At 39.4% G+C, this 20953-nt stretch carries 17 protein-coding genes; 7 read left to right on the forward strand and 10 right to left on the reverse strand.

Translation table 11 applies throughout. From position 1 onward, the window contains the following. Positions 1-14 precede the first annotated feature (14 nt). Positions 15-1412: a PhoH family protein gene (locus H5117_RS13045; protein ID WP_182716620.1), complete on the reverse strand. Its 1398-nt coding sequence runs from the start codon at positions 1410-1412 to the stop codon at positions 15-17. 305 nt (positions 1413-1717) lie between these two features. Here H5117_RS13045 and rapA point away from each other — a divergent pair, with 305 nt between their 5' ends. Next, entirely contained in the window at positions 1718-4612 is a 2895-nt protein-coding gene (gene rapA / locus H5117_RS13050) for an RNA polymerase-associated protein RapA (RefSeq protein WP_182695548.1), read from the forward strand. Positions 4613-4938: 326 nt separating this feature from the next. Further along, positions 4939-5712, forward strand: coding sequence for a YggN family protein (locus H5117_RS13055; protein WP_024605080.1), 774 nt, complete (start codon positions 4939-4941; stop codon positions 5710-5712). A 110-nt stretch (positions 5713-5822) separates the two neighbouring features. Here the strand turns inward: H5117_RS13055 and H5117_RS13060 are convergent, their stop codons facing one another. Further along, positions 5823-8252: a zinc-dependent metalloprotease gene (locus H5117_RS13060; RefSeq protein ID WP_182738242.1), complete on the reverse strand. Its 2430-nt coding sequence runs from the start codon at positions 8250-8252 to the stop codon at positions 5823-5825. 154 nt (positions 8253-8406) lie between these two features. Between H5117_RS13060 and H5117_RS13065 the strand changes: the two genes are divergently transcribed. Next, the gene (locus H5117_RS13065; protein WP_182738245.1) at positions 8407-9375 is read left to right on the forward strand and encodes a class 1 fructose-bisphosphatase; all 969 of its coding nucleotides are present in this window, start codon (positions 8407-8409) and stop codon (positions 9373-9375) included. A 94-nt stretch (positions 9376-9469) separates the two neighbouring features. On the opposite strand, the gene H5117_RS13070 is transcribed toward H5117_RS13065, so the two are convergent. Beyond that, on the reverse strand, positions 9470-9796 hold the full coding sequence (locus H5117_RS13070) for a hypothetical protein (RefSeq protein WP_024596017.1): 327 nt from the start codon (positions 9794-9796) through the stop codon (positions 9470-9472). A gap of 43 nt (positions 9797-9839) precedes the next feature. Here H5117_RS13070 and H5117_RS13075 point away from each other — a divergent pair, with 43 nt between their 5' ends. Then, a complete protein-coding gene (locus tag H5117_RS13075; RefSeq protein WP_024596018.1) occupies positions 9840-10199 on the forward strand; it encodes a DUF5522 domain-containing protein in 360 nt (119 codons plus the stop codon). Positions 10200-10792: 593 nt separating this feature from the next. Here the strand turns inward: H5117_RS13075 and H5117_RS13080 are convergent. From H5117_RS13080 to H5117_RS13110, 7 genes are all read right to left on the reverse strand, one after another. After that, the gene (locus tag H5117_RS13080; RefSeq protein WP_182738247.1) at positions 10793-11626 is read right to left on the reverse strand and encodes a sulfurtransferase; all 834 of its coding nucleotides are present in this window, start codon (positions 11624-11626) and stop codon (positions 10793-10795) included. Then, a complete protein-coding gene (locus H5117_RS13085) occupies positions 11626-12720 on the reverse strand; it encodes a capsular biosynthesis protein (protein WP_240915897.1) in 1095 nt (364 codons plus the stop codon). The genes H5117_RS13080 and H5117_RS13085 overlap by 1 nt, the downstream gene beginning before the upstream one ends. Before the next feature lie 177 nt (positions 12721-12897). Beyond that, positions 12898-13317 (reverse strand): group 1 truncated hemoglobin, encoded by a 420-nt coding sequence (locus tag H5117_RS13090; protein ID WP_024597015.1) that lies wholly within the window; start codon positions 13315-13317, stop codon positions 12898-12900. Further along, positions 13317-14150, reverse strand: coding sequence for a DUF3034 family protein (locus H5117_RS13095; protein ID WP_024597016.1), 834 nt, complete (start codon positions 14148-14150; stop codon positions 13317-13319). Before H5117_RS13095 ends, H5117_RS13090 begins: the two co-directional genes overlap by 1 nt. After that, positions 14137-16452, reverse strand: coding sequence for an EAL domain-containing protein (locus H5117_RS13100; RefSeq protein WP_182738249.1), 2316 nt, complete (start codon positions 16450-16452; stop codon positions 14137-14139). The genes H5117_RS13095 and H5117_RS13100 overlap by 14 nt, the downstream gene beginning before the upstream one ends. Further along, positions 16445-17107, reverse strand: coding sequence for a methylamine utilization protein (locus tag H5117_RS13105; RefSeq protein WP_182738251.1), 663 nt, complete (start codon positions 17105-17107; stop codon positions 16445-16447). The genes H5117_RS13100 and H5117_RS13105 overlap by 8 nt, the downstream gene beginning before the upstream one ends. A gap of 122 nt (positions 17108-17229) precedes the next feature. Next, positions 17230-18333, reverse strand: a complete 1104-nt coding sequence (locus H5117_RS13110; protein ID WP_182738253.1) for a phosphoribosylaminoimidazolesuccinocarboxamide synthase — start codon at positions 18331-18333, stop codon at positions 17230-17232. Positions 18334-18511: 178 nt separating this feature from the next. Here H5117_RS13110 and H5117_RS13115 point away from each other — a divergent pair, with 178 nt between their 5' ends. The 3 genes from H5117_RS13115 to H5117_RS13125 all read left to right on the forward strand — a co-directional run. Further along, positions 18512-19582 (forward strand): CDP-glycerol glycerophosphotransferase family protein, encoded by a 1071-nt coding sequence (locus H5117_RS13115; RefSeq protein WP_182738255.1) that lies wholly within the window; start codon positions 18512-18514, stop codon positions 19580-19582. Between the two features lie 7 nt (positions 19583-19589). Continuing rightward, entirely contained in the window at positions 19590-20288 is a 699-nt protein-coding gene (locus H5117_RS13120; protein WP_182738257.1) for an ABC transporter ATP-binding protein, read from the forward strand. Next, on the forward strand, positions 20285-20953 hold a 669-nt coding region (locus H5117_RS13125; RefSeq protein ID WP_182738259.1), incomplete at its 3' end, for an ABC transporter permease. The genes H5117_RS13120 and H5117_RS13125, both read left to right, overlap by 4 nt.

A 20953-nucleotide genomic window follows, 5' to 3' on the forward strand; every position in this document is an offset into this window, starting at 1 on the left:
TTGTTAAGCGCAAGTTATAAATTTTCTTCTGCAAATGACGCTAAGCGACTACGCACAACACCGTTGAGGTTTATTGTTGCGCTGCCTTCAAAGTTTTTAAAGCGCTCTACTATGTACGTCAAGCCCGATGTTACTGGCGTTAAATAGTTACTATCTATTTGCGCCAAGTTACCTGTACAAATTAATTTAGTACCTTCGCCGCAGCGAGTAATAATCGTTTTAAGCTGAGATGCCGTTAAATTTTGGCTCTCATCTAAAATTACCACTGCATTTTGAATGCTACGCCCGCGCATAAAGTTAACCGATTTAAACTGTACATTAGCCTTCTCCATTATGTAATTTCGACTCGATATTGGATTTTCGTCGCCTTTGTGCAATACCTCCAGCGTATCAGTGATAGCTGCAAGCCATGGCGCCATTTTTTCCTCCTCAGTGCCTGGTAAAAAGCCTATAGACTCTGCTATTTCTGGCGTATTACGGGTAACTATTACTTTATCGTAAATACCTTTTTCGATGACCATTTCAAGGGCGCTGGCAAGTGCTAACAAGGTTTTACCACACCCTGCTGGTCCTGTTAAAATAACAAGCTCAATACTTGTATCCAGTAGTGCATCTAATGCCATCCCTTGATAAATATTTTTGGGCTTAACGCCCCATGCTTGTTGATGCATTAAACGCTCAACACCAATATCTTTGAGCATTATGTGCTCGTCATCGTACGATTTAACACGCGCCGCAAACTGATCCCCTCCATCAAGTAAATATTCATTACAAAATACATCAGGGATTAAGTTTTTAGGCACATGATGAAACGTATCGCGTCCGTGTTGCTGCGTATTACACTCCCCTACATGATCCCAAAAATCACCTTCAATTTTTTTATAACCACTAGTGAGTAAGCTTATATCGTCAATAAGTTGGTCGGTGCGGTAATCCTCAACATATTTAAGTCCGGCGCCTTTGGCTTTTAAACGCATGTTTATGTCTTTTGTAACAAGTATTACTTTTGAATCACTGTGCTGCTTTTGTAAGTACACGGCGCAATTGATAATACGATGGTCGTTTTCGTTACCAGGCAAACCAGAAATAGAGTCGGCAAATAAATGGTCGTTTACAATAATGAGGGTACCTGCAGAGCTCGCTTTTGCCTTTTTGTTACTCGGCAGCGCCACGCCTTGTAGCATTTGTTCGGGCGTTGCATTTTTAAGAACTTCATCTAATCCACGAATAGCGACGCGCGCATCACGGCTTACGTCGTGTTTTCTGTCTTTTATATGGTCAAGTTCTTCAAGCACCGTCATCGGAATTACAACGTCATGCTCTTGAAAAGACAAATAAGCGAGTGGTTCGTGAAGTAGTACGTTGGTATCTAGCACATACATTTTACTTTCAAGGTTCGAAGCTTTTTCCATAGCACTTTCCTTACGTTTTATGATTTTTATGCTATACCAAAATAACTAAGTAAAACGGGCAAAACTTAAACCTGCAATACTTAATTGCTAAGGCATAATGTAAGTTTAGTCTATTTGTCATAAAAGTCCGTTTTATTACAAACTGTAATTAGTTTTGATTTACCTAAAAAAGAGTCATAGACAAGCTGTTTTAATAGTAATAATTAACACTTACAAAATTAATTAAAAGTGAGCCAAATAGCGCCTTGCAGTGGTGTTAGCTTACAGGTAACATAGCCGCCTTTTTCATCATAGACGAGACATACATGAATTTTTCCTTAGGTCAGCGTTGGATCAGTGATACAGAGTCAGATTTAGGATTAGGCACCGTTGTTGCCATTGAAGGCCGTCAGGTCAGCATATTATTTCCTGCCAGTGGTGAAAACCGTGTTTATTCTAGTGCAGAAGCACCTGTTACCCGTGTGGCATTTAATCCTGGCGATGTGATCAAAAGCGTTGAAGAATGGGAATTAGAAGTAGAGTCTATTGAAGTACAAGGCGAGTTACTTTGTTATCACGGCACCCGTGTTGATAATGGCGAAACGGCTAAACTTAAAGAAACCTTTTTAGATCATTTTATTAAATTTAATAAACCACAAGATCGTTTATTTGCAGGCCAAGTAGATCGTTTTGATCGCTACACACTTCGCTACCAAACGTGGTTACATAAATTTGAACGTGAACAATCGCCTATTAAAGGTTTAATTGGTCAGCGTGCTAATCTTATTCCGCACCAGCTTTATATTGCACAAGAAGTGGGTAAACGTTTTGCCCCACGCGTACTTTTATCAGATGAAGTAGGCCTTGGTAAAACAATTGAAGCGGGCATGATACTACATCAACAAATTATTAGTGGCCGTGCAAGCCGCGTACTTATTGTGGTGCCTGAAAATCTACAACACCAATGGTTAGTAGAAATGCTACGCCGCTTTAACTTACGTTTTTCTATTTTTGATGAAGAGCGCTGCGATGAAGCGTTTGCAGATTCTCCAAACGTATTTGATACAGAGCAACTAGTACTTACCAGCCTTGAGTTTTTAACCAAGAAAAAACGTTGGTTTGAACAAGCAACGCTTGCTGATTGGGACCTTTTAGTAATAGATGAAGCCCACCACCTAAGTATCAATAACGGCAAGCCAAGCTCAGAATACCAACGTATGGCAGAGCTTAGCCAAGATATTCCGGGTCTTATTTTGCTTACAGCAACGCCTGATCAACTTGGTCACAGCAGTCACTTTGCACGTTTACAGTTACTCGATCCGGATCGTTTTTACGACTACGACGTGTTTAAAGAAGAAGAAGCAAATTATAAAGACGTAGCGCAAGCGGCAAATCAATTACTGCAAGAGCAAGCTCTGGACGACGCAGCCAAAGCCACGCTAATTGAGCTATTAAAAGAAACCGACATTACTGATATTCTTGAAAAAGCACAGCAAGGTGATTTACCAGCGCGTAAAGAAATACTTAACATGCTACTCGATCGCCACGGCACAGGTCGTATATTATTCAGAAATAGCCGCAGCGGCATTGACGGCTACCCAAGCCGTAAATTACACGCCTACCCAATGGCATTACCAAAGCAGTATAAAACGGCTATGTCGGTTCTTGGTAATATGGGCGGTATTCAAAACCCTGAACTAAGTGCACACCGTGCTCTGTTTCCTGAAAAAATATTCCAAGAATTTGAAGGCGAAAGCGCAAGCTGGGGTTTATTCGATCCACGTGTAGATTGGTTAATCGACACCCTTAAAACACTTAAGCGCGAAAAAGTACTGCTTATATGTGCTAAAGCTGAAACAGCTATCAGCCTTGAGCAAATACTGCGTGAACGTGAAGCAATTAAAGCGTCGGTATTTCACGAAGGCATGTCGATTATTGAGCGTGACCGCGCTGCTGCATTTTTTGCAGACGAATACGATAATGCACAAATATTACTGTGTTCAGAAATTGGCTCAGAAGGTCGTAACTTCCAGTTTTCGCATCACTTAGTGTTGTTTGATTTACCACTAAATCCAGATTTGCTCGAGCAACGTATTGGTCGACTAGACCGTATAGGTCAAACGCAAGATGTGAACATTCATGTGCCATATTTTGAAAACACCGCTCAAGAAGTACTGCTACGTTGGTATAACGAAGGTCTAGATGCATTCGAATCTACATCAACAACGGGGCAAATGCTTTATAAAGAGTTCCGTGATGACCTACTTGAGCATATTTCTGCGCATAACTGCGATGAAGACGAACTCGATCCATTACTTGAGCAAGTAGCACAACAAAATGCGGTACTGCGTAAAAAAATGGAAAGCGGACGAGATCGTTTACTAGAGCTACATTCATCGGGTCAAGGTGCTGCCGACTCGCTTGTGACTGATATCGAAAAACTCGATAACCAGTTTGAATTGCCAAGCTACATGATCAACGTGTTTGACACATTTGGCGTAAGCCAAGAAGATAAAGGCGAAAACACCATTATCTTAAAGCCAACGGAACATATGTTAAATGCATCGTTCCCATCGCTTAAAGAAGACGGTATGACGGTTACCTTTGATCGCGACACGGCACTTTCGCAAGAAGATGTACACTTTATCAGCTGGGATCACCCTATGGTGCAAGGCACCATGGATATGATTTGTGACGACGACTTTGGTAGCGCATCGGTGGCTTTACTTAAAAATAAAAAGTTACCGCCTGGTACCTTTTTTGTTGAGCTTATTTTTGTTGCAGAAGCAATGGCACCAAAAGTATTACAAGTTGGTCGCTTTTTACCGCCTACACCAATTCGTATATTGCTCGATAAAGCAGGTAATAACCTAGGTGAAAACGTGGCATTTGAAGGCTTTAATCAGCAGTTATCAGCCGTAGGCCGCCAAACAGCAAGTAAGCTTGCCGGTGCATTGCAAAGCGCTGTTCACCCGATGATCACTACCGCTAAAGATATGGCACAAGAAAAACTTGAAGTTATTCGCGCAGCGTCACTTGCTAAAATGCAAACATCACTCAGTGAAGAGCAAGAGCGACTTGTTGCCCTGAAGCAAATTAATCCGAATATTCGCCAAGAAGAAATTACCTTCTACGATAAGCAACGTAACGACCTAACTACGTATATTGAAAAAACGCAGTTACAACTTGATGCAATTCGCTTAATAGTGGTTTCACACTAAATATTTAGTTTTTAGTCTTTTGAGCCGACTCCAGAGTAAATTTAGAGTCGGCTATTAAGCTTAATTGATATAAATAGCTGTACCTTTTTAAACTTCATTTAAAAACCGCGTGTTCTTATTTTACTATGAGCCACTTCTACCCTCTCTAGCTATATATTAAGCCCTTTGTTGAACTGTTGATTTTGCCCAACATAACCATATCTAAAAACTCAAGCTGCACTCTATACAACTATTCTGTGAGATAGTTGATAGGTTTATTTTCCCTTGCATAAAGTTGTTTTTTTGTTAACCTACTCGCCTTCCATTTTAGTCTTTTTGAGGTGTTTATGGCGTTTCTATCTCGTTCGATATTGGCGTTTTCCATAGCGCTCTCAAGCACTAGTGTCTTTGCTCAAGCCCAATGCGATGTTGAATTACGTCATGGTTTAATTATTACTGACGATGCAATTCGCATATTAGATAAAGGCCAAACTCGTGTCCAAATTAATAACAATAACCAACTGTTTATTCGCGGTTATTGGGTTGATTTAAGCGATGACGAAAGCAAAGTACTCGAACAGTTTAGTAATGGTATTCGCCACACAGTCCCCGAATTAGTAAACCTTGCTACCGATGGTGTTAACTTAGGTTTAAGCGCTATTGAACACGTAGTTGAAGGTATGTCAGACAAAGAACCTGAAGTACTTAAAACACAATTGCAGTATGTAGAGCGCGCGCTAATGGATAAGTTTAAGCGCGGAGATGACTTCTTTTTTATAGCCCCTCAATCACTTTCGCAAATAGATGATTTTTTCACTAAAGAGATCAGCCAGCAAATTCACTCTGCTGTTCATGGATCGTTAGGTGCTATTTTGGTATCACTTGGAGATGCGTTTAAATCGCGTGAAGGTAATATAGAAGATCGCATTAACGACATGGGGCAACGCATGGATATTATCTCAAGAGAAATTGATAAGTCGCTACAAAAAAAGGCGCATCAATTAGAGCTTAAGGCTTCTGAGTATTGCGAATGTTTAAATGCACTCGATGTAACCGAGTCTCGCTTACAGGCAATAGTACCTGGTATGGCCGATTACGATTTAGTGCAAATAAAATCTTAGAGTACGTATTCGTTTTTAGAATAAAATAACACCGAGTATAAATATACTCGGTGTTTTGCTTTGTAATTGATTAAATGATTGATTTAAAATAAGCGCTTCTACTTTTTATTCTAAATTGGTGAGCCCGGTGGGATTGGCAGCACTTTAAAGTTGTTTGGCCATTGCCCTTTAATTAAAAACTGATTTACTTGCTCAGCTAAATATTGCTTAAACGCACTCTCGCCAGTACTTGTATGGCTCAGCATTGAGTTTTGGTTAAAGTCTTCACTTAACTTAACTAAGTAGTAACGTAACTGCGCTTGCACTTCAGGGCTTACACTATCGCTTGCTACTAAATCAGCCATGGCTTTTGCAGTTAAAAATTGCACGCGCTGAGTGATTTTACCTGTCATTGTATTAGGTGATGACGCGTTAAACACTTGGCTATATAGCTCCTCAAGCAACTCATCTAAACTATAAAAGTCATTACTACGTGCTTGCTGCTGCGCTAGGCGGTTTAAACGTTGTGCATTTAATAAAAGCGACAAGCTATGCTGCACTGCAACCTCGGGTAATGCCATTGCATCGAGCGTTAATCCTGTGCGCCCAACTATACTCTCGCGCGATTTAGACTCACCATATGCTTTTGGCGGAATTAGCGATAGTACCGATTCAGGAAGTAATAAGTTACTTGGCTTAAGCGTTGCAAAAATAGCGTTTACTGCTTCTTGCTGTGTTTTTTTATTAACGACTTGTGCGCCTTTTACGGCTGAGTCGCCGCGTGTTTCGTATTCGTAATCAACACCGGCAATAAGCTTAACCGCAGCCTCAACCTGAAAACGGTGAAACAGATAAAGCGGAACTAGTTTTTCCTCTAATTGCGATAATGAATCGCCCGTTTTAATATTATTAATACCAAACTTCGAAAGCGCTTTTTTACGTACGTCGAGTACTCTTAAAAGTTCCTGCGAAGGATTAGTGCCGTTATCCCATAGATGAGCTGTTGGATGCGCGCCACCTTTAGCACGAGCGTCGCTATCTGATATAAACTCAAGGCCTTTGGCTTTATTTTCTTTTAAAATAGCAGCAAGTTCTGCGCTTTCATCTTGGTTAGTAAAATCGCTATAACCATATTTAATTACCTGGGTATCCCATACGCCCATGCCTGTTGCATAGCCGCGCGTTACATCAAGCTTACCTTGTTCATTAAAACTAAGTAGCGGGTGTGGGTAATCCATTACAGAAGCTCTATCACCTACCGATGCCGCAAAGTTATGAGCAATACCTAACGTGTGACCAATTTCATGCGCACTTAATTGGCGAATACGATCAAGCGCCATTGCTTGCAAGTTTTTAGCAACTTCATTGCCTTTTAAATAAGGAGCAGCGAGTGCTTCAGCTATTAAAATATCTTGGCGAACACGCAATGAGCCAAGTGTTACGTGCCCTTTAAGTATTTCACCTGTACGTGGGTCAATTACAGAACTTCCGTATGACCAACCACGCGTTGCACGGTGTACCCATTGAATGACGTTGTAACGAATATCCATAGGGTCGGCGCTACTTGGCAGCACTTTTACTATAAATGCATTTTTATATCCTGCAGCAGTAAATGCGTCGTTCCACCATTTCCCACCTTCAAGCAAAGCGCTTTTAACGGGCTCTGGAACGCCAGGATCAAGGTAATAAACAATTGGTTTAACAGGTTCACTAATAGGTAAACTTGAGTCCTTTTTAGTTAGACGATGACGCGGTATATAACGCACATACATAGACTCACCAAGCGGCGCTGCGTAATCTTTATGTTCTATACTCCAAAAACCTGATTGCGGATTAAACTTACGAGGCGTGTAGTTATCATCTGGTAATTGAATAAGTGAATGATGCATATGAACAGTAAGCGCATAAGGGTCGGCACTTACTTGGCGAACAAATTCACCTGGTTTTGTGCCCTTAAATGTAAGTACGGCTTCAAGCTCAGTGTTTTTTACAAATGCTTTTGAGCGATTCATATAAACGGCGCTACGTGATTCATCAAGGCTAAAGTTGCCTTGCTTACGTGCAGCAAGTGTGCGGCTTACGCCATGTACATCACTTAATAAATAAGGCGTATAATCAATAAGTGCTGTGGCTTTATCCTCTGCAACCACTTTAAAACCAGCAAGTATACTTGATGCAAACGCTTCTTTAATACTTTGCTGTTCGGCCTTGTTACTTGTATTAGCACGATAGTAAGTATTTACAGCCCGCAGCATTACTTTGTCGCCAAAACGCTCAAACTGCACAAGGTGAGTATTACCAAGCTGACCTCTATCAAGGCCTATATCGTTAGAGCCGATACCGTAAGGCAAGCTTTGCTGCAGTAAAAATTGTTGTTCAAACTTATCAACTTTTAAATATACTTTTCCCTTTTGGGTATCGTAAAAAAACGAATAATAGCCCGGAAAATGATTCATTTGCGTAGTAAATTCATCAATTGACTTAATTGCTGCGTGCGCTTGAGTTATGATAGAGCACAGCACAGTAAAGAATATGTAACTTAGTAGTGGTATTTTTTTCATAATCTTATCTTTGTTATTTGTGTTTTAAGTACGATTAGGTGGTCCCATTATAGGGTGCTATTTAAACAATACAGTTATTTAAGACGAATTTCAGCGCTCTAAGCTAATCTCTCTCACATTATGATTGGTTTTAACACGTTATCAGGAAAATAGAATGCGTAGACTCCCTCCAGTATTACTTGAAGATGGTTGTTCAAGAGAACTTTTATCATTAATTCGAACAGTTTTAGCGGCATGTAAAGAAATTTCGTTTCGCGTTGGTCAAGGCGCGCTTTCTGGCGTATTAGGCTCAACCCTTGATGAAAACATTCAAGGTGAAACTCAAAAAAAGCTCGATGTATTATCTAATCAGCTGTTAAAAGATATTTTACTGGAATCAGGTACGGTTAAAGCAATCGCCTCTGAAGAAGAAGACTACACAGTAGCAGGTAACCCAGACGCTAAATTTGTAGTGGCATTTGATCCACTCGATGGCTCGTCAAATACGGATATTAACTCACTTGTGGGTACTATATTTTCTATTATGGAAGCGCCTGAAGGCTCTGACGCTGCTGATCAAAGCATATTTATGCAGCCCGGCCATAAGCAAGTTGCTGCAGGTTACGTACTTTACGGGCCATCAACAATGCTTGCGCTGACTACAGGTAAAGGCACGCGCATGTTTACTCTTGATAAAACACAAGGCAGCTTTTTACTTACACAAGATTTTGCCGAAATCCCTGCTGATACAAACGAATTTGCCATTAATACGTCTAACCAACGCCATTGGCAGCCAGCTATGCAAAACTATATCAATGATTTGCTAGCAGGCGATACAGGCCCGCGCGCTAAAAACTTTAATATGCGCTGGATTGCAGCAATGGTGGGCGATGTACATCGCGTGCTTAGCCGTGGCGGTTTATTTACTTACCCTACCGACACCAAAGATCCTAAAAAGCCAAATAAATTACGCCTACTTTATGAAGCAAACCCAATGGCTATGTTAGTAGAGCAAGCTGGCGGTATCGCATCAACCGGTACCGAGCGTATTATGGATATTCAGCCTGATGCAATCCACCAGCGAGTAGCCGTTATTTTAGGTTCTAAAAACGAAGTAGAAACGTGCTTGGGATATCATAAATAATCGCTTAAAACGGTTGTCCTCAATTTAAAAAACCGCATTCAATTGAAGTGCGGTTTTTTTTAGGTGAGGTTTTACACCTCGCTTTTTAAACAAATCAAACTTTTACTAACGCAACTATTTGAGCAAGCTTTTGATGATTAAGCTCTCCCATTTGCTCGCTATTACTGAGCGCATAAATAAAACCTTCATGCTCAGTACAATCAATGTCATCTCGCGATTCAATTACGTTTGCCCAAAGCTCCAAATCATCTAAGTCTATTTCGTTACTTAAACAGCGTTTAAGCACATCAATTAAAACCTCGGTTGAGAGAGTATAGTGAGCTTTATTGCTATCAGCAGGGCTTGAAACGATAACCGATATAGCTTCGTCCCTTTGCTCTCCAAATGTAATAAATTCAGCTAATGCTTTTTGTGTATTCATAATATTTGTTATTCTTGGCTCACTGTTACTAAAAAGAATTATAATGACTCAACTTAACTGTACTCAATGCCACAGTACTCTAACGTGTAATGTAGACGATATATCAGCGTGTTGGTGCAATGAGCTGCCGGCTATTTTACCGCTTGATATCACAGCAACAAGTTGTTTATGCCGCAAGTGCACGCTTAATAAAATAAATACTTTTTTAGAGGGTGTTTATACACAACCTATTAAAACCCAAATAGACTTTGCAAAGCAATATAGAGGTAACGACAATTTAATTGAAGGGCTCGACTACACCATGCAAAGTGGTTACATGGTATTTAGTAAGTGGTTCTTTTTAAAGCGTGGTTCGTGCTGCAAAAATGGTTGTAAAAACTGCCCTTATGGTTTTAAAAAGTAAAAGCTATTTAATACAACTACGAGCAAACATTGATTTTTATCTTCTCATTTTCTTCTCTTTCACTTCTCCTTGTGAGTAATATTTTTAAATACTGTTATTCACAAAGAGGTTTAGAGGCGCTGCGTTTTTAGAGTAAGTGATTGTATAAAAATAGTATTCAAATACGAGCAAGCACTGGTTTTTACCTTCTCATTTTCTTCTCTTTCACTTCTCCTTGTGAGTAATATTTTTAAATACTGTTATTCACAAAGAGGTTTAGAGGCGCTGCGCTTTTAGAGTAAGTGATTGTATAAAAAGAGTATTCAAATACGAGCAAGCACTGGTTTTTACCTTCTCATTTTCTTCTCTTTCACTTCTCCTTGTGAATAATATTTTAAGTACTGTTATCCACAAGAAGGTTTAGAGGCGCTGCGCTTTTAGAGTAAGTGATTGTATAAAAGAGTATTCAAATACGAGCAAGCACTGGTTTTTACCTTCTCATTTTCTTCTCTTTCACTTCTCCTTGTGAGTAATATTTTTAAGTACTGTTATTTACAAAGAGGTTTAGAGACGCTGCGGCTTTAACGTGAGCAAGCTCTAAACCCACAACACATCTACTTTTCTCCTGTGGCGATGGGTAATGAATCACTTGCACCCCACTCACTCCACGAACCATCAAAAACACTTAAATTACTGTAACCACATTCAGTAGCAAATAACGCTAAAGCACACGCTGTAATACCTGAGCCACAGCTAAACTGTAACTGCCGCGCATCATCAACCACGTCACTAAATATCGCTTTAATTTCGGCAAGTGGTTTAGCTTCACCTTTATTAAGTAAATCCATAAAAGGCAACGAGCGACTATTTGGGATATGCCCGCTACGTATGCCTTTTCGGGGTTCACTTTCTTCGCCTGTAAAACGCTTATAAGCACGTGCATCTAGCAATACAATGCTGGGCTCATCAATTGCGTCAACCACTTGTTGGCTATTGATAAAATACTCAGGATTATAGCTTGCCGTAAAATCACCTTTACCTAACGATTTACTATAACCTTGCTGTGTGGCGTAACCACTCTCTAACCACTTTTTAAGGCCACCACTGAGTACTTTTACGTTGTTATGCCCCATAGCTTTAAACATCCACCACGCTCTTGCTGCGCTAAATAAACCGCCATCTTCGTATACAACTATAAACGAATCGTTATTTACTCCTGCATTTTGCATCACGTGGGTAAACTGCTGCTCGCTGCATACCGTACTTGGTAAGGGGTTAGATCTATCGGCCAACTCATTTTTTATGTCAAAACGTTTAGCGTTGGGCAGCATTGCTTGCGGCGAATAAGTACCCAAAACACCTGGGCGCAGCATACCTGCATCAAATATCACTAATGCAGGATTATTAATTTGCTCGTGTAATTGCTGACAGCTAATTAGGTTTTTCACTACGATTCCTTATCACCATGATATTTAGCAAACTCATCATTACCCGTAAAACGCGCTTCAATCGCTTTAATGTGTTTATCTTCAGTGTGTTTCCAAACGCCAGGAATACAATATACATGTTCAATAAAGCTAAAAAACTTATCCTTTAATAATGTATTTGGTTGCCAGCCCTGCATTACTTCGTTCAGATTTGCTGCAAGCTGCTCTGCAGTGCTCGCATGCTTTACCAAACCCTCAATGTTGTAACAGGCTTGTCCAAGAGTTAAAACTCGTTTATTTAGCAGTAATGCTTCTAAGCCGACCGTTGAATTAATCGTTAATACGGCTTCTGCGCACTTAATCAAATCACTCGTTTGATTTCCATTAGCAAAAATTGCAATCGGATCTTTTTCATAAAGATGAGCGTAATGTTTATGCCACGACGGATGCTCTTTAAAAACCACTTTTAAACTTGGATCATTTAAGCTTTTGACGGCTTTAATCACCTCGTCGTAAAACATGTCCATAGAGTTTATCCACGGAGAAAAGCTAGCTAATTGAGTATCGTGAGGTACTTGAAAAGGCGCAAATATATAGCGTTCTGGCACATCGGCGCACTCAAATTCACAGCGCTTTTTATGATCAGCTCTTGGAATTAAATCCGGCGCAGAAAAGTTTAACTTATTTTGTGGGTCAAAATTTAGGTAAAAAGAAGGGTCACGGCTTAACGACGCATTATAGTTAATACCATTAGGGTCTAAACTGCTTGTACCGGGTAGTAAACCATTTTCATAATAAAACTGCTTTACACCTAATGCTTTTGCAGCCATAGCAACGGTTGTATTTGGAAGTTTATTGCCGTTCCAAATGACAATGTATTCAGGATTAGTCTCGGTTAATAAGGCTAAATACTTGGCGTATCGTAATCGTTCAAATAAAACTAAACCAGCACTATAAACCGCAGTAACGATAGAATTATTCCAAGTTGTATTACGTGCTCTTTTACGTTTTAGTTGAGAGTTTACTACACCAGTAAAATTAACTTGGAACGCATCTATTAAATATTTCACAGCAGAAAGCTTAGGCGCTCCCATGATGTGTAATTGGCAATTCATCGACAATCTTTTGATTATTTTTTTATAGTATTTTGCGTGTACATTTTTGCGAGAAATAAATAGATAAGCCATACAAGCTATATTTGCCAATTGTTGTTTTTATGAAATAATTCTATGTGGACAATGCAATCAAAGCAAGGTTCCCTTTACTTAATAATTACTTTGAAAGCTTTATAGTTACATTTTTATAATTTCATCACGAAGTGGCGCCATTCTAGAAAGAATATCGTTTTGTAAGCTATGGCTAACATCTTGCTCATTCATTGCATTTATAAGCAAATCAACAACATGATTAAAATCTTTCTCTGTAATATGCATACCAGTATGAATTGCCACCATAGAGTCACCATCGTATGTACACGGGCCCTCTACTAACATGCACATATGATTAATAAATCCTTGGCGGAAATGCGCTATATTACTGTGTTCAAAGTAATGAATTATCTGCTCGTCATTGCCTATTTGATAGATAAAGCTATCAACAATTCTGCCTATCCCAGCTTTACCATCCAGCTTTTGATAAAGTGAGAGCTTAGTAGAATTTGCACACCCACTAAGCAACCCTAAACAAATCAAAAAAATACCAACGCTTTTCATTACCAATACCCTGTAACCGATAAATACCAACCTGTTTGATCGTCAGCCCCTGCAATGCTTCCTAAATCAAGGTAAGCCGCAGTCACACTCACATGCTTGTTAGGCATCCACGCTACAAATAAGTCTTTCCAATCTTGTTCGCCTAAGTTTAAGTTATTTGATTTTTGACGATACTCAACACCTACGGCTATTTCGCGACTCAAAAATAGTGCTGTGCTGCCTTCAAATAATACTTTTCCGCTAGTATTTTCTCCACCGTAACCAAGTAAACCAAGTTGATTAGCTTCACTGTATCTTGTAGTTACGTTCCAAAACCAGTTATAGCCAGCAATAGCCCCTAAATGTAATTTACTAGCAGCGAGGTAGTAGTCAGTACCGCTAGTCTCTTCTGCGCCTACAAGTGTTGCAATACTGCCATCATCCAGTGATTTATGCTGAATCCCTAAGCTAAGCTGTGGCCAATCACTGTAAACAATATCGCCGTACAAACGTATTTTAGCACCTGTAATTGATTGCTCTATTTCAGCATCAAGTGCTGGTACATCAAAGCGCTGTTGGGCATAACTAAGCTCAACACGATTAAATAAATTAAGTTGTGCACCACATACGTCAAGTGTGTAGTCGGTTACATCTGCGCGACTACAAAAGCCATTTACCGAAAATTCATCATCACTTGCGTACCCAGCAAGTTGTGCCCACGGTACAATCCCCCCGCCGCCACTGCCTTCAATTTGAGAAACTCCCGGCGTAGCTAGCAGTTTTCCATTGCTTGCAATGCTCGGCACACTAACTATTAAAAACAAACTTGCTAATAAGTATTTAATTTTTTGCATAGTATTCCTCCAGCCATTCTTCTAATAGTTCTGCTTTTAAAGGCCGACTTAAGTAATAGCCTTGTGCATGGTCGCACTGCATGCCTCTAAGTAAATTTAATGAGCCAAGCGTTTCAACCCCTTCAGCTACAACCGAGAAACCTAGCTGATGTCCCAACGTAATTGATGATTGCACTATAAATTGATCTTTTTGCGATTCATCAAGTTTTAGGATAAAGCACTTATCTAGCTTAAGCTCATCAATAGGCAGCATTTTTAATCTACCAAGTGATGTTTGCCCTACACCATAATCATCTAATGATATTTTAACGCCAATTGCCTTTAGATTTTCGAGCGCTTTAATACCTTTTTCTTCGTTTTCGATCATATCGCGCTCAGTAAGCTCAATAGTGATCAGCTTAGAATCTAATTTGTACTTTTTAAGCGTGCGAACTAATGCAGCGTGAAAGCCCGGAAATGCTATGTCTTGCGCAGATACATTTATTGCAGCCTGTAAGTTTATATTTTTAGACTGCCAATCAGCTACTTGTGCTACAACCGTATGAACAACCCACCCAGTAAGTTCAACAATAAGCCCCGACTGCTCAGCTAAGTCAATAAACAGTTCAGGATTGACCCAGCTACCATCTTTTCGCTGCCAGCGAATAAGCGACTCAACTTTATCTATTTTTTGCGATTTCAAATGTAATTTTGGCTGATAAGTCATAAACAATTGACCATCGTCATCACTAATAGCCTGCTTTAATTCATCAAGCATTATTAAGCGCTCTAAGTGCGCTTCGTCTTCGCCATTTTGATAGTAATGTATGCTCTCTTGTTTGTTTGCAGCACTTTCAACTGCAATTAGCACACGGCGCATTAAGTCATCACTTGCAATACCTTGTGTAGGATACTGCACAATGCCTGCACTAAAGCGTAAATTAATTTTTAGTTTTTGAATGGTGTAGCACGCTTGTAATTGTGCCATTAAGCCGACAATACCGCTTTTGTGTTCACGCGCTGCAGCAGTCGGAAACACAGTTAAAAACTCATCGCCGCCAATACGGGCATGAAAGCCCCCTAACTCATCCGAAAACTCACTTATTCTGCAAGCAACGGCCTTTAGGCAGTCATCACCAATGCGCGGACCGAGCTTATCGTTTATATGGCGAAGACCTTTTATGTCTATTGCAACGAGCGTGTACTCGGCTGATGAATCTAACTCATCATCAAGCACCTCAAGCATGGCTGAGCGGTTATAAAAGCCTGTTAGGGAGTCGTGTCTGGCTTGAAAGCTAATTTGTTGCTCGCGCTGATTAATATCATTACCCATGCTATCAAACGCTGCGACTAGCGTGTCTATTTCGGTACTTTGCCTTTGGCCTTTAAATTCAAAAGCATAATTCCCTTGTGCAAATTGCCTTGCTATTACAGCTAGTTGAGTAAGTGGCGTAGTTAAATTATTTGCAAATATGCTGCTCGTAATAACACCTACAAACATAGTTAAAATAGCTAAAATAATAAGTGTAAAAAGCAGTTTTTCGAAATCACTATAACTTTGTGTTAAATCGGCACTCAGCAAAATAATTATGGGATGGGTCAACAACGATGGTAAATCTATTTCTCGGTTACGAAACACTAAATACTCACCAAAAAACCGCGATGTGGTTACGGTACTAAAATAGCTAACAGGTTCAAATTGCTCAGGACGATTAGCTAATGAGCTAATAACAATATCGTCAGCACTGCCTATAAAACTTACATCCATGCCTGTTAAGCTTTTTAGTTCATGGGCTACATTGTCGTCAATTTTAAAGCCCACCAAACTATAGGCTACTGTACGTGGCGCTTTTACAGGTAATAAAATAATTTGATACAGCTCGTTATTAAGCACCACAAAACTAGACTCTTCTGGCGCACTTAAAAGCTCTTCCATCAAGGGCTTTAAGTTGTGTGCAAAAACGTCTTCGTCAGTATTGGCGGAAATTAGCTTACCCGATAAATCAAGTAACAACATTAATTCGGCATCAATACGCTGACTGTGATTAAACAACACGCTGCTGATTGTACCTGCATCTCGCGTTGCTACAGCTTGCTTAAAACCAAAATCGGAGGTGAGTACTTTTGCAGCGGTTAACAGTAGGCTTTCTTTTGACTTTAAATATTGCTTATAAACATTTTGCGCTACGGTAATATCTTGATTTACTTTTTCTTCTTGAAATTTACTCGTAGACCACCAAAAACTAAACAAGCTGACCATAGTGGTTAATAACACTAAGCCAACACATAAAATGGTTATGCGATTTCGTAAACTATTAGTCATTACCAGCCTTAAACTTACTACCAAAGGTATTTCTGGGTGCTGGAGTTGATGTGTTTACTGCTATCTGTAACTGTTTTTGAGAATTAATTGTTATCATTTTTTTATTCTCCAATGGTGCTGTTTGTAATGGATGCCACACACTCACTTGTGCAGGCAGTGTATTAATAGGCAAATTTACATAGCCTTTTTTATCTGTTTTATATACGAATTCGCTGTTAGCTACATAGATATAGCCAACCATAGAGTCATGTATATTACACCCCAAAACAACAACCCCTTGTTGCTCAAACGTAATGGGCTCTTTTGGTTGGCCTGAATATAATCTTAGTTGAAAAGGCTTAGCTTGTGAAAAAGAATAAACATGATGGCGAATATTATCGCTGTTAGGAAAGTTAACTTTTTGACCCTGTTGTACAACTAATAATTCGGGTAAAAACTGCTTATGGACTTGATCCATTATAGCAATGGGCAAATTTGATGATGTGGCTTGTTTACCAGCAATATTAAGCTCAACCACAGCACCTGATAACTTTTGGCCGTGTTGATCTTCTATTACTAATTCAACATTTGCACTTAAAGCAAACTGACTAAAAAACAAACCTATAGCTAAAAAGTAATGACTTTTAGCAAACTTTTGCAATGCCCGTTCAAACATAACAATACCTAAACATTAATATTAGGTTAAGTTAATTAGAGACGAGCACTAATTGCAAGAATTATAGCCCAGTAACTAAAAATAAAGATTTAGTTACTGGCTTTATTAGCACTTAAGTGCTGTTATTTAACAATTAATCCGTAATCGTTATCTAAAATAGTAATAACTTCTTGGCGAGGATCTTCAGGGATCACGATATCTCTGCCAACAATTTTACTCGCTATGCCAACATAGGTATTTGACACTTCAAGCATTACTGATTCTGGTAAAATATAATCTTTAGCTAACTGCTCACGCTCACTCATGCGATCTTTATTTAATAATACGTCGCTCTCTGGCACGTTATTAATCAGTAATTGACGAAAGCCTTCTTTAGAGTTTTCAACAATTTTACCGTCTTTGTAAGCGGCTTCATCCCAAATACGTGACGAATCAGGCGTGCCTACTTCATCAATATATATAAGCTGTTGCGCGCCATTTAAACCCTCTACATAACCAAACTCAAATTTAGTATCTACAAAAATTTGGTCAAGCTTCGCTAGTTCATCACTAATTAATTTAAAACCTTCAACTAACAGTTTTTCGTATTTGGTTACATCATCTGCCGATTTAAAGTTAAATACATCTAAGTTATTAGTAATATTAGCGCGAGTAATATTTACATCATCAACAGGCGGAATATCAGCAACGCCTTCAATAATACCTTTTGTTGACGGCGTAATTAAAACGTTATCAAGCTTTTGGTTCGCTTTTAAACCCTCTGGTAATTCAATACCACAAAAGTTACGTATGCCTTTAGCGTAATCGCGCCACATGCTACCCGTAATATATTGGCGAGCAATTGCCTCTACCTTCACTGTACTGGCTTTACGTACAATCCACACATACGGATGCGGAATATCTACAATATGATTGCCCGCAAGACCCGCTTTATCAAATAACTTAAACCAATGGGCTGCCACTGAGTTTAGCGCTATACCTTTACCTGGTACGCCATTTAAACCGTTTTCGCCCTGCCAAATGCAATCAAATGCAGAAATTCGGTCTGAAATAACCATAATAGCAAGCTCAGTACCTGTCGGTACTTGGTAGCCTTTATCTTTAATTAATCGTGCGCTGTCTTCATCAGTTAACCAATAAACTGAACGAACTTTACCGCTGTGTACTTCACCTTTGGTACGAATGGGTAAATCATCGTTTACGTCTAAAACTTTATAGCTAGTCATGCTATCTCCGGGGTTAGGGATGCTCTTTGAGCAAAGTATGGTATGGGGTTATATGGGCTGTATAATAATCTAGCCAACCTCAAAGCTCAATCGGATGCTTAAAACAAATAAAGGCATATATTTATAAGCGAGTCGCAATGGGGTAAACTTAATGTGCTAACCAGCCTGAGGAGATAGCTTGAACTACTTAAATGCCACTAAAAATAAAAAATACTTAATGTATATTTCTCAGAATTATTCATACGCTATCTTGAGACCTTTGCAGGCGCAAATATTGACACATGGTGGTGAAGTACGCTGGTTTTTAGCGGGTAGCGAAGTAAACCCCGATTTTTTAACCACAGACGAGCCACGTTTACATACCATAAAAGATGTAAAAAGCTGGGCTCCAAACATTACGTTTATACCGGGTAATATAGTACCTAGCTTTATTCCAGGTAAAAAAGTAGCTGTATTTCATGGTTTTAATTCTGAAAAGCGCAGCTCTGAAGGTAATCGTGGTCATTTTACTATTCGTGGTTGTTACGATTTATATTGTACGCAAGGCCCAAATACAACAACCCGATTTAAAGAGCTAGCTAAGCAGCATGGTTTCTTTAAAGTAACTGAAACTGGCTGGCCAACACTCGATCCACTTTTTAGTAATACTTCAAATAATCCTTATGTAAGCGACGACCCTCGCCCTACTTTACTTATATGCTCTACTTTCTCACGAAAGCTATCACTTGCTCCTAAATTATATGAGCAAATAAAACATTTTAGTGAGCAAGGTAAGTGGCGTATTTTGATGCAGTTTCATCCTAAAATGCCTGCCGAATGGGTTAATAAATATAAAGCGCTGAGTAACGAAAATCTAACATTTATTGAAACCGATAACGTTTTGCCGTTACTGCAAGCTGCTGATGTTATGCTGTGCGATACATCGTCAGTTCTTTTAATGTTTTTACTACTACGTAAACCGGTAGTCACGTTTTGTAATCAAAAACCACTTCCTCATTTACTTGATATTACCGACGCAGATGAAGTAGAAGCAGCTATTGAACACGTGCTTACTAAACCTAGTGATTTAATGCAAAATATTGAAAGCTATTGCCAGGAACTTCATCCGTATACCGATGGCCAATCTAGCCAACGCGTATTAAATGCAGCTAATGAATTTTTACAAAGTAACGAAAAACTAAAACCCAAGCCATTAAATATAATAAGACAGCTAAAAATGCGTAAAGATCTAAACTACTGGGGTTGGTAATCGGATAATGATAAACCTGAAAAACGTAACTTTTAAGTGGCATAAAAGCGATAGCTCACCCACGCTCAACATAAAAGAGTTAGTTATAGAAAAAGGTGAGCATATTTTTTTACACGGTCCTAGTGGCTCAGGTAAATCGACCTTATTAGCGATTCTTGCTGGCATTAATACAGCCACCAGCGGTGAGGTATCAATTTTAGACCAAAACCTAACTACATTAAGCAATACCACCCGTGATGTTTTTAGAGCGGATCACATTGGCTACATTTTTCAAAACTTTAACCTGCTTCCTTATTTAACTCCTATTGAAAATATAACGCTTGGGTGTGAGTTTTCAAAAAGCCGAAAACAAAAAATATTAAAGAAATCATCAAATAACAACTCTGCCTTACAAAAAGAAGCGATACGGTTATTAAATGCTTTAGGCCTTACTGCCCAGTATCACCATAAAGATGTAGCGACACTGAGTATTGGACAGCAACAGCGCGTTGCTGCCGCTCGCGCATTTATAGGCAGCCCTGAACTAATAATTGCTGATGAGCCCACATCTGCACTCGATACAAATAACCGTGAGAGCTTTATAAAGCTACTGTTTGAACAAGCAAAGTTATCTAATAGTACGCTGGTATTTGTGAGCCACGATGAAACACTAAAGCCTTTATTTAACCGCTCCATTGATCTTATAAATTTGCAGGAGCAGGTATGATTCTCGCTAAACTTGCTTACAAAAGCTTATTAAATCGCCGCGCAAGTGTACTGCTTACATTATTTACTATCGCAATTAGTGTAATGCTACTTTTGAGTATTGAACGTGTACGAATTGATGCTAAAAGTAGTTTTAGTAATACTATTTCGGGCACTGATTTAATTGTTGGTGCGCGTACCGGCGATATACAGTTGCTGCTTTCGTCAGTATTTAGAATTGGCCATACTAATAACGGCGTAAGTTGGAAAAGTTATCAATACATAACAAGTCAGCGAGGCGTAAAATGGAGCATACCTATAAGCCTAGGCGACAGCCATAAAGGCCAAGCGGTACTAGGCACAACACTTGATTACTTTAGCCATTATCGCTTTGCAAAAAAACAAAATTTAACCTTTAACAAAGGCCACCCTTTTGCCGCAATTAACGAAGTGGTGCTAGGTAGCGAAGTTGCAAATAAACTAGGCTACAAACTTAACGACTCTATTGTTATATCGCACGGCATGGGGAACACCAGTTTTCATCATCATGACGATAACCCATTTAAAGTCGTCGGCATTTTAAACCCAACAGGCACGCCAGTTGATAAAACGCTGCACATTCCTTTGGCTGCAATCGATTTAATTCACGGCGGTAAAGCGAGCCATGAGCATGAGCATGAGCATGAG

Source organism: Pseudoalteromonas sp. SG45-1, from assembly GCF_014164135.1.
Lineage (GTDB): Bacteria > Pseudomonadota > Gammaproteobacteria > Enterobacterales > Alteromonadaceae > Pseudoalteromonas > Pseudoalteromonas distincta.

What these genes read in the sequence shown, in the direction of transcription:
- H5117_RS13070 (WP_024596017.1), bottom strand. Translation starts at nt 9,796, where the DNA reads ATGAATACACAAAAAGCATTAGCTGAATTTATTACATTTGGAGAGCAA.
- H5117_RS13085 (WP_240915897.1), bottom strand. Translation starts at nt 12,720, where the DNA reads ATGAATTGCCAATTACACATCATGGGAGCGCCTAAGCTTTCTGCTGTG.
- H5117_RS13105 (WP_182738251.1), bottom strand. Translation starts at nt 17,107, where the DNA reads ATGTTTGAACGGGCATTGCAAAAGTTTGCTAAAAGTCATTACTTTTTA.
- H5117_RS13060 (WP_182738242.1), bottom strand. Translation starts at nt 8,252, where the DNA reads ATGAAAAAAATACCACTACTAAGTTACATATTCTTTACTGTGCTGTGC.
- H5117_RS13090 (WP_024597015.1), bottom strand. Translation starts at nt 13,317, where the DNA reads ATGAAAAGCGTTGGTATTTTTTTGATTTGTTTAGGGTTGCTTAGTGGG.
- H5117_RS13100 (WP_182738249.1), bottom strand. Translation starts at nt 16,452, where the DNA reads ATGACTAATAGTTTACGAAATCGCATAACCATTTTATGTGTTGGCTTA.
- H5117_RS13120 (WP_182738257.1), top strand. Translation starts at nt 19,590, where the DNA reads ATGATAAACCTGAAAAACGTAACTTTTAAGTGGCATAAAAGCGATAGC.
- H5117_RS13110 (WP_182738253.1), bottom strand. Translation starts at nt 18,333, where the DNA reads ATGACTAGCTATAAAGTTTTAGACGTAAACGATGATTTACCCATTCGT.
- H5117_RS13065 (WP_182738245.1), top strand. Translation starts at nt 8,407, where the DNA reads ATGCGTAGACTCCCTCCAGTATTACTTGAAGATGGTTGTTCAAGAGAA.
- H5117_RS13095 (WP_024597016.1), bottom strand. Translation starts at nt 14,150, where the DNA reads ATGCAAAAAATTAAATACTTATTAGCAAGTTTGTTTTTAATAGTTAGT.
- H5117_RS13055 (WP_024605080.1), top strand. Translation starts at nt 4,939, where the DNA reads ATGGCGTTTCTATCTCGTTCGATATTGGCGTTTTCCATAGCGCTCTCA.
- H5117_RS13045 (WP_182716620.1), bottom strand. Translation starts at nt 1,412, where the DNA reads ATGGAAAAAGCTTCGAACCTTGAAAGTAAAATGTATGTGCTAGATACC.
- H5117_RS13075 (WP_024596018.1), top strand. Translation starts at nt 9,840, where the DNA reads ATGACTCAACTTAACTGTACTCAATGCCACAGTACTCTAACGTGTAAT.
- rapA (WP_182695548.1), top strand. Translation starts at nt 1,718, where the DNA reads ATGAATTTTTCCTTAGGTCAGCGTTGGATCAGTGATACAGAGTCAGAT.